Annotated in this window: 10 protein-coding genes and 2 pseudogenes; 4 read left to right on the plus strand and 8 right to left on the minus strand. The window is 70.2% G+C overall.

Features of this window, described 5'->3' with window-relative positions; all coding sequences use genetic code 11:
* A partial coding sequence (locus FV223_RS09425; RefSeq protein WP_147726675.1) for a glycosyltransferase occupies positions 1 to 776 on the minus strand: 776 nt, incomplete at its 3' end.
* A 74-nt stretch (positions 777 to 850) separates the two neighbouring features.
* Here FV223_RS09425 and FV223_RS32560 point away from each other — a divergent pair.
* Positions 851 to 2,011 (plus strand): glycosyltransferase, encoded by a 1,161-nt coding sequence (locus FV223_RS32560; protein ID WP_348644788.1) that lies wholly within the window; start codon positions 851 to 853, stop codon positions 2,009 to 2,011.
* Between the two features lie 62 nt (positions 2,012 to 2,073).
* On the opposite strand, the pseudogene FV223_RS31690 reads toward FV223_RS32560, so the two are convergent.
* From FV223_RS31690 to dctP, 4 genes and pseudogenes are all read right to left on the minus strand, one after another.
* Positions 2,074 to 2,279, minus strand: a pseudogene (locus tag FV223_RS31690) (hypothetical protein); the annotation flags it as partial.
* Positions 2,280 to 2,286: 7 nt separating this feature from the next.
* Positions 2,287 to 3,639: a TRAP transporter large permease gene (locus FV223_RS09435; protein ID WP_147726679.1), complete on the minus strand. Its 1,353-nt coding sequence runs from the start codon at positions 3,637 to 3,639 to the stop codon at positions 2,287 to 2,289.
* Positions 3,636 to 4,331: a TRAP transporter small permease gene (locus FV223_RS09440; protein ID WP_147726681.1), complete on the minus strand. Its 696-nt coding sequence runs from the start codon at positions 4,329 to 4,331 to the stop codon at positions 3,636 to 3,638. The genes FV223_RS09435 and FV223_RS09440 overlap by 4 nt, the downstream gene beginning before the upstream one ends.
* Positions 4,332 to 4,443: 112 nt before the next feature.
* Positions 4,444 to 5,466: a TRAP transporter substrate-binding protein DctP gene (gene dctP / locus FV223_RS09445; protein WP_147726682.1), complete on the minus strand. Its 1,023-nt coding sequence runs from the start codon at positions 5,464 to 5,466 to the stop codon at positions 4,444 to 4,446.
* A gap of 160 nt (positions 5,467 to 5,626) precedes the next feature.
* On the opposite strand from dctP, the gene FV223_RS09450 reads away from it, so the two are divergent.
* Together FV223_RS09450 and FV223_RS09455 are read left to right on the plus strand one after the other, a co-directional pair.
* The gene (locus FV223_RS09450; RefSeq protein WP_147726685.1) at positions 5,627 to 6,283 is read left to right on the plus strand and encodes a GntR family transcriptional regulator; all 657 of its coding nucleotides are present in this window, start codon (positions 5,627 to 5,629) and stop codon (positions 6,281 to 6,283) included.
* A gap of 157 nt (positions 6,284 to 6,440) precedes the next feature.
* Entirely contained in the window at positions 6,441 to 7,367 is a 927-nt protein-coding gene (locus FV223_RS09455; protein ID WP_147726687.1) for a class I SAM-dependent methyltransferase, read from the plus strand.
* Positions 7,368 to 7,371: 4 nt separating this feature from the next.
* On the opposite strand, the gene FV223_RS09460 is transcribed toward FV223_RS09455, so the two are convergent.
* Entirely contained in the window at positions 7,372 to 8,073 is a 702-nt protein-coding gene (locus FV223_RS09460) for a GntR family transcriptional regulator (protein WP_147726689.1), read from the minus strand.
* Positions 8,074 to 8,129: 56 nt separating this feature from the next.
* Complete coding sequence (locus FV223_RS09465) at positions 8,130 to 11,087, minus strand: FAD-binding and (Fe-S)-binding domain-containing protein (protein WP_147726691.1); 2,958 nt, start codon at positions 11,085 to 11,087, stop codon at positions 8,130 to 8,132.
* Positions 11,088 to 11,201: 114 nt separating this feature from the next.
* On the opposite strand from FV223_RS09465, the gene FV223_RS09470 reads away from it, so the two are divergent.
* Entirely contained in the window at positions 11,202 to 12,293 is a 1,092-nt protein-coding gene (locus FV223_RS09470) for a threonine aldolase family protein (RefSeq protein ID WP_147726692.1), read from the plus strand.
* A gap of 136 nt (positions 12,294 to 12,429) precedes the next feature.
* On the opposite strand, the pseudogene FV223_RS09475 reads toward FV223_RS09470, so the two are convergent.
* Positions 12,430 to 12,712, minus strand: a pseudogene (locus tag FV223_RS09475) (hypothetical protein); the annotation flags it as partial.

A 12,712-nucleotide genomic window follows, 5' to 3' on the forward strand; every position in this document is an offset into this window, starting at 1 on the left:
GCGACGCGCAGCCGCCAGCCGGTGCCGGGCAGGCGGCGGCAGGCCTCGATCAGGGTGTCGACGCCCTTCGACGGCTCGATCCGGCCGATGTAGCCGAACGTGACCCCGCCCGAGGGGAGGGCGCGCGGCGCCGGCGGCGGCCCCGCCTCGATCGGGTTCCAGATCACCTGCCGCAACGCGGCCGGCACGTCGCGGAAGAACCCGGCCGCGAGGTGGCGGGCGAGGATGTCGCTGCCGACGCCGACCACGGCGTCGACCGGCCGCTGGCAGAGCCGGTGCAGGAGCGCGTAGGCGCGGCACTTGGCGTGCTGCCGCTCGCAGGCGCGGCCGTGCCGCACCATCGCGCCGTTGCTGCACAGGCTCGTGAAGTCGTGCAGCGTGTGGACGACCGGCACCCCGAGCAGGCGCAGCATCGGCCAGATCCGCGGCGTCAGCTCCGACATCGAGTGCGTGTTCACCACGTCGGGCGAAAAATCCCGCACCGCGGCCTCCATCGCGGCGAGCGTGCGCCCGTCCCACTGCGCGGCGAGCTTGTAGCGCAGGCGGTCGAGCCGCCCGTGCTCGGCCCAGTCGAGGACGTAGAACGGGGTGCCGTGGCCGAGGCGGTAGATCGTCGCCGCGCCCGACCGGTCGGGCGGCTCCGCCCGGCGCGACAGGCAGGCGACGCCGACCTGCGCCCCGAGACCCGCCTGCATCCGCACGAGGGTCTCCACCATCAGCTCCGCCCCCCCGACCTGTTCGGGCTGATACAGCGATGAGAGGTGGAGAATACGCATCTGATCAATCTGACGGTGCTAGATCGACCCTAGTCCGGGGTTATTGCCAGTCGATGAAGCGCATCCTGCTCAACATGCCGAGCCAGTTCGGCGGCAAGCCGTCCGGCGTCGCCCGCGTCGCCTTCGCGCTGATCGGCGAGCTCGTCCGGCGGCCCGACGTCGCCGTGGTGCTGCGCTCGCCCTGGACCCGGGCCGAGCTCCCCGCGGCGTGGCGCGACGCCGTCGCGGTCGTGACGGTGCGCCGCCCACGCATCGTGGTCCTCGACGTGCTGGCCCAGCTCGTCACCGTTCCGGCCTGCTGCCGGCGGCACGCCATCGACGTGGTGCTGAACATCGACCCCTACGGCGCGGGCGCCGGCGGACGGGCGCGCATCGTCGTCGTCCACGACCTGTACTTCCGCACGATCCCTCAGAGCACCGGCCCGCGCGAGGCGCTCATCACCGACTGGGTCTTCCGGCTGATGCTGGCGCGCAACCACGCCGTCGTCGCCGTCTCGGACGCGACGCGGCGCGACCTGGAGCAGCATTACCCTGCCGTCCGCGGGCGCGTCCGCGTGATCCCCTCGGCTTCCGTGCTCGACCCTGCGGCCCTCGCCGTCGGGGCGCCCGCGGAGGTCGCCGGCCCCTACGTGCTCGCCGTCGGGAACGCCACGCACAACAAGAACTTCGGCCTGCTCGCCGAAGCGGTGGCCTCGATCGCGCACGCCCATCCCGATCTCGCCGTCGTCCATGTCGGCGAGGACCCCGCCGACGCCGTCGCCGGGACGCTCCGGCGGCTCGGGGCGGCTTCCCGCGTGGTCCGCCTGTCGCGCATCGACGACCAGAGGCTCGCCGCGCTCTACCGCGGCGCGCTGTGCCTCTGCGTTCCGTCCTTCGCGGAAGGCTTCTGCCTGCCGGTGCTGGAGGCGCAGGCGCTCGGCTGCCCGGTGGTGTGCTCGGACCGCTCCGCGACGCCGGAGGTCGCAGGGGAGGGCGCCCTGACCTTCGATCCCACCGATGCCGCCGCCCTGGCCGCGCGCGCGACGGAGCTGGCGACGCTCCTGACCGGCCACGCCCCGCTGACGATGCAGGCCACCAAGGAAGGCCTGCGGCGGCTCGCCGAGGAGGCCGCCGCCCCCGAGGGCGAGCCGCAGCCCGGCGACGACCTGATCCTCAGCTGCTACATGAGCCGCGACTTTCGCGAGGGCATGGAGGCGTTCCTCGCCAAGCGCACGCCGGACTGGCAGGGGCGCTGATCCGCTTTCCCGCACGGGCGATCAGAACCTCGCTCGATCCGCATTGGGTCGCCCGTTCGCCACGCATCCCCTCGCTCCGCCTGCGGGGAGAGGGCCGCAACGACCTCGTCGTCGGCGCGGCGAGGCGGCAGCCGAAGGTGAGGGGGCTTCGACGAAGGAGCTTCGTTCGTCCCCACCCCCTCACCCTCGCTACGGCTTCGCCTCCGCTTCCCGCAGGCACGACGAGGTGCCTTCGGGCCTCTCCCCGCGTGCGGGGAGAGGGGAGAAGGGCCGCGCTACCGCGTCGACGGCAGCAGCAGGTCCGGCAGCCACAGGGCGATGCCCGGCACGAGGCACAGGATCAGGATCGCGACCGCCATCAGCACCACGAAGGGGAGCGTGCCCCAGATGATGTCCGAGAGCGGGATGTCGGGGGCGATGTTCTTGATGACGAAGATGTTGAGCCCCACCGGCGGGTGGATCAGGCCCATCTCCATGGTGATCGTCATCACCACGCCGAACCAGACGAGGTCGAAGCCCGCGGCCTTCAGCGGCGGCAGGATGATCGGCGCCGTCATCAGGATGATCGAGACTGGCGGCAGGAAGAAGCCGAGCCCGATCACCAGCCCGAGGATCGTGACCAGCAGCACCCAGGGCGAGAGCTGCATCGCCACGATCGCGGCGGCGGCCGACTGCGAGATGTGCAGGTAGCTCATCACGTAGGCGTAGAGCAGCGACATGCCGATGATCAGCATCAGCATGGTCGATTCGCGCAGGGTCGCGGTGAGGATCGGGCTGACGTCCCGCGGGCGCCAGACGCCGTAGATCGCCGCGATCAGGCCGAGCGCCAGGAGGCCGCCGAGGCCCGCGGTCTCGGAGGGCGTCGCGTAGCCGCCGTAGAGCGCGACCATCACGCCGGTGAGCAGCACGACGAAGGGCAGCACCCGCGGCAGCGTCTCGAACCGCTGGCGCATGCTGTAGGTGTCCTCGGCGAGGATCGGCGACTGGACGCCGCCCCGCTCGTAGGCGGCCTTCGCGGTGGCGTACTCGGCGCGGAAGCGGAACATCGCCCACGCCGCGAACAGCCCGACCAGCAGCAGCCCCGGCCCGATGCCGGCCAGGAACAGGCGCCCGAGCGACTGCTCGGCGGCCACCGCGTAGAGGATCATGGTGATCGACGGCGGCAGCAGGATGCCGAGCGTGCCGCCGGCCGCGATGATGCCGGCGGCGAAGCCCGGCGAGTAGCCGCGCTTGCGCATCTCGGGGATGCCGGCCGAGCCGATCGCCGAGCAGGTCGCGGGCGAGGACCCCGCCATGGCGGCGAACAGCGCGCAGGCGAAGACGTTGGCGATGCCGAGCCCCCCGGGGATGCGGTGCATCCAGGCATGCATCGCCGAGTACAGGTCCTGCCCCGCCTTCGAGCGCCCGATCGCGGCGCCCTTCAGGATGAAGAGCGGGATCGAGAGCAGGGTGATCGAGGCCATCTCCTCGTAGACGTTCTGCGCCACGGTATCGAGCGAGGCCGACGGCATGAAGAAGAACATGAACGCCAGCGCGACGAAGCCGAGCGCGAAGGCGATGGGGATGCCGGCCAGCATCGCCGAGAGGGTGGCTCCGGCATAGAGGAAGCCGATCGCGGCGGTGCTCATCGGGTGATCCTCGCGGTGTCGACGGTGTCGCCCATCGGGTCGGTGCCGCGCGGCGTCGCGTCGGGCCGCTCGTGCATGTCCTTGTTCAGGTCGGCGCCGACGCCGATCTTCGGCGCGACCCAGCCGGCGGAGTTCGGGCCGTAGGTCAGGGCCTGGACGATCTGCACGGCGAACTGGATGCCGAGCAGGCTCATGCCGACGGCCATCAGCGCGTAGGGGATGGCGAGCGGCGGGCCCCAGCTCGATTGCGAGACCTGGCCGTCGACCCAGGCCTCGTGGAACAGCGTCCAGCTCTTCCAGGCGAAGAACACCACGAAGACGAAGCTGATCACGTCAGCCATGAGCAGGCGGGCGCGGTTGACCTTGGGCGACAGGAACCCGGTCAGCGCCTCGATCGCCACGTGGCCGCGCTTGGCCTGGACCGCGGCGGCCGAGAAGAAGGTCGCGCCGACGATCAGGAACACGGCCATCTCGTCCTGCCAGTCGGTCGGCTCGTGCAGGACGTAGCGGATCACCACGCTGTAGCTCAGCACGAGGCAGGCGCCGACGAGCGCCAGCCCGCCGAGCACCATGATCACCCCGTTCAGGCGCTTCATCGCGCGATCCATGACGCCGAGCGCGCCGGGGATCCGGGGCTCGGCGACCGCCTTCGTCTCGGAGGCGGCCGAGGCCGCGTCGAAGGCGTGGCTCATCGTGTGTGCTCCCGATGCCGACGCCTCGGGAGCGTTCCGCGGCACCGGCCGCGGCGCGCATTCGCGCTTGCCGGCCGTTGGCCGGATGGCCAGGACTGCGCTTGCATCGCGCTCATGCGACCTGCTCCGCGAGCTTCAGGAGCTCGGCGCACTGCGCGTTCTTGGAGGCGTAGTCCTTCCACGCCGTGTCGCGGGCGATGTCGCGCCACTGCCCCATGGTCTTCTCGTCGAGGTTCTGCACCTTGGCGCCGGCCTTCGCGAAGACCTGCTCGACATGGGTGTCGTCGGCCTTGGCGCCGTCCTGGCCGAAGGATTCGAGCTCGGCGCCGACGGTCATGATCAGGTCCTGCTGGTCCTTCGGCAGGCCGCTGAAGATCGACTTCGACATCATGATCGGCTCGAGCATGAACCAGTACGAGCGCTCGCGGCCGGAGGTGAGCGCCTTCGACAGCTCCTCGAGGCGGAACGAGATCAGGCTGGTGGAGGAGGTGATGACCGCGTCGCACGCGCCGGTCTGCATCGCGGCGTAGGATTCGCTCGACGGGATCGAGAGGGTGGCCGCCCCCGCCTGCTTCATCATCAGGTCCATCTCGCGCGAGCCGCCGCGGACCTTGAGGCCCTTGGCGTCGGCCGGCGCGTAGAGCGGGCGCTCGCGGCTGGCGACGCCGCCCGCCTGCCAGACCCAGGAGACGAGGATGATGCCCTTGGCGTCGAGGATCTCGGTGAGCTTGCGGCCGACCGGCGCCGCCTTCCAGGCGACGCCCTGCGCGTAGGAGGTCACCAGCCCCGGCATCAGACCGATGTTCAGCTCGGGGATCTCGCCGCCGGCGTAGGGCGACGGGTAGAGCGACATGTCGAGCGCGCCTTTGCGCATCGCGCCGAACTGGGCGTTGGTCTTCATCAGCGACGAGCCGGGATAGACCTGCACCTCCAGCGCGCCCTTTGAGCGCTCGCCGACGGCCTTCGCGAGCTTCCGGCACATGCGGTCGCGGAAGTCGCCTTCGTCAATGGTGCCGCCCGGGAACTGATGCGAGAGCTTCAGCACGGTCGCGGCCTGGGCCGCGCCGAGGCCGAAGCGCAGCAGGGCCGGCGCGGCGAGGCCGCCGGCGAGGAGGGCGCGTCGGGTCGGCATCATGATGTTTCTCCCGCGTCGCACAATCGCGACTGTATTGTTTTGCGCCGCACAATATACGGGATGCAACGCTTGGTATACATTGAAGGGGCTCTTGTATATTTTGTCAACGCCCCTGCATAATGAGCGGAGAGAAAACGTTGCGCCCGGGAGGGGTTCGGCGATGAGCCAGGCACAGCGCCTGCGGCAGACCATCGAGGACGAGATCGTGGCCGGCCGCTTGGCCGTCGGCGCGCGCCTCGACGAGGTGGTTCTCGCCGAGCGGTTCGGGGTGTCCCGGACGCCGATCCGCGAGGCGCTGCTGCAACTGGCGGTCACCGGGCTCGTCGAGACCAAGCCGCGCAAGGGCACCATCGTCAGCGCGCCGGAGCCGCAGCTCCTGCTGGCGATGTTCGAGACCATGGCCGAGCTGGAGGCGGCCTGCGGCCGCTTCGCGGCCCGGCGCCTGACGCCGGACCACGAGGCTGCGCTGCAGGCGGCGCTCGCGGCCTGCGAGACCGCCGCCGCGGCCGGCGACACCGAAGGCTACTACGCGGAGAACCACGTCTTCCACGCGGTGGTCTACGGCGCCTGCGGCAACGCCTTCCTCGCCGAGCAGGCGCGCCTGCTTAGCCGGCGGCTCGCGCCCTATCGCCGCCTGCAGCTTCGGACGCGGCATCGGCTCGGTCAGTCGCTGGCGGAGCATGACAGCATCGTCGCGGCGATCGTCGGCGGCGACGACGCGGCGGCCGCCGAACGGCTGCGGACGCACGTGGTGGTGCAGGGCGACCGCTTCTCAGACTTGGTCGCCGGCCTGCGCTCCCTCGGCAACGCCGCCTGAGCCACCGACCGGACGGAACCATTTGGCTCGGGCGGGCAGCGGGAATTGCATTTACCGCGATTGCGATCGGAGCGGGCGTCTACGCAGAACAACTCAACCACAGATTGTTTTTGATGGTACGATCCTTCGTCCTGGGGCGTGCGGGTCGGAGTCGTCGATGCTCAAGCACTTGGTGAAGACCGCGGGCCGGAAGGCGGGTCTCGACATCTTCCGGGCGAGCACCGATCCGTTCCGGTGGAGCCACACCGTCCACGATTACTATCCGGTCGCCCCGCAGGCACGCTGGCAGCCGCAGACCCTTCCGCACAGCCGCCTGCGAACGGTGCTCGACCAGGGCCGCCCGGATTACGAGCGCTTCGTGTCGGCGCTGGAGGACCACGCGGCGCTGATCCAAGGGGTCGCCCACGCGCCCGACATCGCCAACCCGACCGCGCCGTGCTGGAACAACACCTGGTTCACGGCGCTCGATGCGGCGGCCCTCGTCACCTTCCTCGCCTGGAAACGGCCGGCGCGCTACGTCGAGATCGGTTCGGGCACCTCGACCTGCTTCGCCCGCTACGCCGTCGAGGCCCTGTCGCTGCCGACGCGGATGACCTCGATCGATCCCAACCCGCGCCGGCACATCGACCAGATCTGCGACCGGGTGATCCGCCAGCCGCTCGAGGTCTGCGACCTCGCGGTCTTCGACGCGCTGCAGGCCGGCGACGTGCTGTTCTTCGACGGGTCGCACCGGGCCTTCGCCAACTCCGACGTGGTGGTGTTCTTCTTCGAGATCCTGCCGCGGCTGGTCCCGGGCGTGATCGTGCACATCCACGACATCTTCATCCCCGACGACTACCCAACCGCCTGGAACTACCGGCTCTACAACGAGCAATATCTGCTCGCCGCGATGCTGATGTGCGGACGGCCGCCGTTCAAGGTCACGGCGCCGATCACCTATCTCTGCCAGGATGCCGGCTTCGGCGAGCGGGTGAAACGGGTGTTCGCGGCGCGCGCCGGCGGCCCGGACATCCCGTTCCACTACCCGAACGACACCGGCCTGCCGGGCGCCTCGTTCTGGTTCGAGATGACGGACGCCGACTAAAGCCTCAGTCGGCGGCGTCCGCCGGCAGGTCGGCGGAGGCCTCGCCGAAATTGGCGGCGATCACCGGCTTCTTGCCGCGGATGTGCTCGCGCATCAGCTGGGAGAGCGCGGTGCCGTCGCGGGCCCGCAGAAGCTGCACCATGCGGTCGTGCTCCTCGATCGCCCGGGTCCACTGCTCGGGCGTCTGGTGCGCGGAGTAGCGCGAGCGCTGGATGCGGCCCGACAGGCTGCGATAGATCCCCGCCAGCGTCGCGTTGCGGCTCGCGGCCATGATCGCCTCGTGGATCTGGCGGTTGAGGCGGAAGTAGCCGGCCTCGTCGGAGGCCTTCCACATCCCGACCATCGCGTCGTGATCCGCCTGGATCGCGGCGATCTCGTCCTCGGTGACGGTGCGGCAGGCGAGGTCGGCGGCCGTCGCCTCGAGGCCGGCGATGACCTCCATCATCTCCTCGATCTCCACCTGGGAGATGCTGGCGACCCGCGCCCCGCGATTGGGCAGCAGCTCGAGGTGGCCTTCGGTGGCCAGGATCTTGATCGCCTCGCGAAGCGGCGTGCGCGAGATGCCGAAGCGTTCGGTGAGCTCGCCCTCGTTGACGCGCGCCTTGGGCTCCATCTCCCCGGATTGAATCAGCGCCCGGATCCGGTCCGCCACCTCGTCGTGAAGATAACGTCGATTGATGCCAAGGCCGGGATCGATCTTGTTCATGCGTTCGATGCAATCGCGGGCGAGCAGGAGGCGCCCCTGTTTAGGCGCCTCCGAAATCAGTGTCGAGGCATCAGGGCTCGGTCCAGGATCCTGATCACATGTTCTGCCTCCAACCCGAGCCCGTCGTGGATCTGGTGGCGGCAGCTGGTGCCGTCCGCGACCACGAGATCGCCGGGGCCGGCCTTGCGCAAGGCCGGAAACAGCGACAGCTCGGCCATCGCCAGCGAGGTGTCGACGGTCTCGGCGCCGTAGCCGAAGGCGCCGGCCATGCCGCAGCAGCTCGATTCGATCGGGCGCACGTCGAGCCCGGGCACGCTGCGCAGCACGCTCTCGACCGCGCCCATCGCGCCGAAGGACTTCTGGTGGCAATGGCCGTGCAGATGCGCGACGCGGCCGCCCTGGTCGGCGAAGTCCGGCGCGATCAGGCCGGCCTTGAGGTCGGCGGCGAGCAGCTCCTCAATCAGCAGGCTCTGCTTGGCCAGCAGGTTCGCGTCCGGCCCGGGCAGCAGGGCGACGAACTCGTCGCGGAAGGTGAGCAGGCAGGACGGTTCGAGGCCGACGACGCGGGCGCCGGCCCTGACGAAGGGCAGGAGCGCGTCCAGCGTCCGTCGCGCCTCGGCCCGCGCCCGGTCGGTCTGGCCCGAGGCGAGCCACGTCCGCCCGCAGCAGAGCGGGCGTTTGCCCTTGGCGGGAAAGACGCGGTGCAGCCGATAGCCGGCGGCGACGAGCACCCGCTCGGCCGCCTCCAGGTTCTCGCGCTCGAAGGCGCGGTTGAAGGTGTCGCCGAACAGGATCACGTCGCGGTGCTCGCCCACCACGTCCTGCGGATGGGCCGGCTCGCCGGTCTCATTCCAGGGCCTGCGCCAGCGCGGCAGCGAGCGCCGGGCGGAGAGGCCGGCGACCTGCTCGGAGATCCGCGCCAGCGCCGGCACCCGGTCGCGCAGGTTGAGCAGCGGCGCGAGCCGGGCGGCGATGCCGGCGTAGTGCGGCATCGCGCCGATCAGCCGGTCCTTCAGCGGCAGGCCGTGGCGGGCGTGGTAGTGGTGCAGGAACTCGACCTTCATCCGCGCCATGTCGACGCCGGTCGGACATTCGCGGCGGCAGGCCTTGCACGAGACGCAGAGGTCCATCGTGCGCTTCATCTCGGGCGACGTGAACGCGTCCTTGCCGAGCTGGCCCGAGATCGCCAGCCGCAGGGAGTTCGCCCGTCCGCGGGTCAGGTGCTGCTCCTCGCGCGTGACGCGGTAGGACGGGCACATCGCCCCGCCGGCGAGCTTCCGGCAGGTGCCGTTGTTGTTGCACATCTCGACGGTGCCGCCGAAGCCGCCGGCCTCGGGCCAGTCGAGCGCCGTCGCCTGCGGCTCGCTCACCCGGTAGTCCGGCGCGAACCGCATCAGCGTGCGGTCGTCCATCCTGAGCGGGCGCACGATCTTGCCCGGGTTCAGGCGGTTCTCCGGGTCGAACGCGTCCTTGACCGCATCGAAGGCGCGGGCGAGGCGCGGCCCGAACAGGGGCGCGATGTATTCCGAGCGCGAGATGCCGTCGCCGTGCTCGCCGGAATACGAGCCCTTGTAGCGGCGCACCAGCTCGGAGGTCTCCTCCGCGATGGCGCGCATCTTGGCGACGTCGCCGCCCAGCTTCATGTCGAGGATCGGGCGGACGTGCAGGCAGCCGACCGAGGCGTGGGCGTACCAGGTGCCCCGCGTGCCGTGCTTGGTGAACACGTCGGTGACGGCGTCGGTGTAGTCGGCGAGGTGCTCGAGCGGCACCGCGCAATCCTCGATGAACGAGACCGGCTTCGCGTCGCCCTTCATCGACATCATGATGTTGAGGCAGGCCTCGCGCACCTCCCATACGGACTTCTGGCGCGACGGCTCGTGGATCTCGACCACCGCGTCGGGGAAGCCGTGGTCGGCCATGCAGGCGTCGAGGCGCTTCAGGTCGCGCTTCAGCCCAGCGAGATTCTCGCCGGCGAACTCCGCGAGCAGAAGGCAGTTCGGCGTGCCGCGGGTGATGTCGGCGAGCGTCGCGCGAAACAGCGGGATGTCGGCGCCGAGCACCAGCACGTTGTTGTCGACGAGCTCCACCGCCACGGGGTCGAGGTCGACGATGTGCCGCGTGGTCTCCATCGCGGCGCGGAACGACGGGAAGTGGCACACCCCCATCACCCGGTGCGCCGGCAGCCGCGAGAGCTTCAGCGTCACCGAGGTGGTCGCCGCCAGGGTGCCCTCGGAGCCGACCAGCAGGTGGGCGAGGTTCGGCCGCGCCTCGATCAGCGCATCGAGGTTGTAGCCGCCGACCCGGCGCTGGACCTTCGGGTATTTGTCTCGAATTTCCTGGCGCTCCGATTCGGCAAGCGCGATCATCTTGCGCGCGAGGTCTTCCGCGCGGGCCGAGCCGGTGACGCCGTCGGACGCGTTGCCGGTCAGCCCGAAGCCGAAGGCCTCCGCATCGTGGAACAGCGCCTCCATGGCGAGCACGTTGTCGCTCATCTTGCCGAAGCGCAGCGAGCGGGCGCCGCAGGAATTGTTGCCGGCCATGCCGCCGATGGTGCAGCGGGTCGCCGTCGAGGGCTCGACCGGGAAGAACCAGCCGTCGGCCTTCACGCGGGTGTTCAGGCGCTCCAGCACCATCCCCGGCTCGACGGTGACGGTGCCGGCCTCGGCGTCGTAGTCGCGGATGCCGTTGAAGTGACGGGAACAGTCGACGACCAGCCCGGAGCCGATCGGCTGCCCGTTCTGCGAGGTGCCGCCGCCGCGCATGATCACGGGCACCCCGTGCTCGGCGGCGATCGTCAGGGTCGCGGCGATGTCGGCCGCGCTCCGCGGCAGCACCACGCCGGCCGGCATGATCTGGTAGATCGAGGCATCCGTCGCGTAGCGTCCGCGTGTGAAGGCGTCGAACCGGGCCTCGCCCTGCAACGCCTCGGCGAGACGCCGCGCCAGACCCGCTCCGTTCCGCCCCGCGACGCGTGCGCCCTGTCGTGCACCCTGGGGCGCCGTTCCAACCGCCACCTGCTCGGCCCTCCGTGCGACCGAACGCGGCCGCCTCTCCTAAATGTATTCAAAATTCATTTTTAGGGAAAGATGGCGCGCATCGCCTTCGCGATCCTGCGCGGCCATGGCACTATGGCGCCGCAACCCCGCCCAGAGGCAAGCCTTCCCGTGACGATCGATCTCTACAGCGACACCCAGACGCGGCCGACGCCGGGCATGCGGGAGGCGATGGCGCGCGCGGTGGTGGGCGACGAGCAGTCGGATTCCGACCCGACGACGCGCGAGCTCTGCGACCGGGTCGCGGCGCTGCTCGGCCAGGAGGACGGCGTGTTCATGCCCTCCGGCACGATGTGCAACCTGGTCTCGATCCTGGTGCAGACCCGGGCCGGCGACGAGATCGTGGTCGACGACCAGTCGCACATCTACAACACGGAAGCCGCCGGCTCGGCCGCGATCGGCGGCGTCTCGGTGAGGGCGCTCCCGACGTCGGCGGGCGTCTACACGCCCGAGGCGTTCCGGGCAGCGATCCGTCCGCCGGCGCGCACCGCGCCGCGCAGCGCCCTCGTCTCCATCGAGCAGACCACCAGCTTCTCCGGAGGCTCGGTCTGGGACCTGGCCGACATGCGGGCGATCCGCGACATCGCCCGCGCGCACGGCCTCAAGGCGCACATCGACGGCGCCCGTCTCCTCAATGCGGTAGCCGCCACCGGCATCCCGGCGAAGGACTACGCCGAGGGGTTCGACAGCGTCTGGCTCGACCTCAGCAAGGGTCTCGGCTGCCCGGTCGGCGCGGTGCTGTGCGGCTCCCGCGACTTCGTCGTCGAGGCGTGGCGCTGGAAGTACCGCCTCGGCGGCGCCATGCGCCAATCCGGCGTGATCGCGGCCGCCGGCCTCTACGCGCTCGACCACCACGTCGATCAGCTGAAGACCGACAACGCGCATATCCGGCTGATCCACGCGGCGATCGCCGACGTGCCCGGCCTGCATTTCGACCCGACGGCCGGGCAATCGAACATCGTGTGCTTCGGCGTCGCCGGCCTCGGCGTCACCGCCTCGGACTTCGCCGAGGCCTGCCTCGCGCACGACGTCCGCATCCGCGCCATCGGCAGCCAGATCCGGGTCACGACCCATCTCGACGTCGACCGCGCCGGCGCCGAGCGGGCCGCCGAGGTGATCCGTGCGACGGCGTTTTCGTTCGCCGGGCGCCGGGGGGGCGTTCGTTGATGGTCGAACCCTGACGGGTGATACCCACATCGAGGGTTCGCATTCGATCCCTTGCAAACATCAGAAAGGTCGCTTGCGACTGTCGACGAGGCAAAGGCCTACGGTCGGGTTGGATAGATCTCCGCCGGCCTGTGTTCTATTGTGTAAGGACGACCTTGCCGTTGACGGGCCCGACACCCTTGGGCACCGGCACGCTCGTCGCGTCGTAGTTGGCGTTCAGATACAGTGTTGGACCGTCGTAAAGGTCGAGGAGCTGCACGACGATGACCGTGTAGGCCGACTGATCGCTCACGGCCGCGCTGCCGTCGATGATGAGCCGACCGGCTGGCAGGTAGATCGTGCCCAGCATCGTGCGGGCATTGTTGCTGATGATACGGTACTCGCGCAGCGGCTTCGAGGGGGGAGATGGCGGGGGCGGG

Origin of the sequence: Methylobacterium sp. WL116, assembly GCF_008039455.1 — a bacterium.
Lineage (GTDB): Bacteria > Pseudomonadota > Alphaproteobacteria > Rhizobiales > Beijerinckiaceae > Methylobacterium.

Coding starts and splice junctions, on each gene's coding strand:
- FV223_RS09455 (WP_147726687.1), top strand. CDS start 6,441: ATGCTCAAGCACTTGGTGAAGACCGCGGGCCGGAAGGCGGGTCTCGAC.
- FV223_RS32560 (WP_348644788.1), top strand. CDS start 851: ATGCCGAGCCAGTTCGGCGGCAAGCCGTCCGGCGTCGCCCGCGTCGCC.
- FV223_RS09435 (WP_147726679.1), bottom strand. CDS start 3,639: ATGAGCACCGCCGCGATCGGCTTCCTCTATGCCGGAGCCACCCTCTCG.
- FV223_RS09440 (WP_147726681.1), bottom strand. CDS start 4,331: ATGAGCCACGCCTTCGACGCGGCCTCGGCCGCCTCCGAGACGAAGGCG.
- dctP (WP_147726682.1), bottom strand. CDS start 5,466: ATGATGCCGACCCGACGCGCCCTCCTCGCCGGCGGCCTCGCCGCGCCG.
- FV223_RS09470 (WP_147726692.1), top strand. CDS start 11,202: ATGGCGCCGCAACCCCGCCCAGAGGCAAGCCTTCCCGTGACGATCGAT.
- FV223_RS09450 (WP_147726685.1), top strand. CDS start 5,627: ATGAGCCAGGCACAGCGCCTGCGGCAGACCATCGAGGACGAGATCGTG.
- FV223_RS09460 (WP_147726689.1), bottom strand. CDS start 8,073: ATGAACAAGATCGATCCCGGCCTTGGCATCAATCGACGTTATCTTCAC.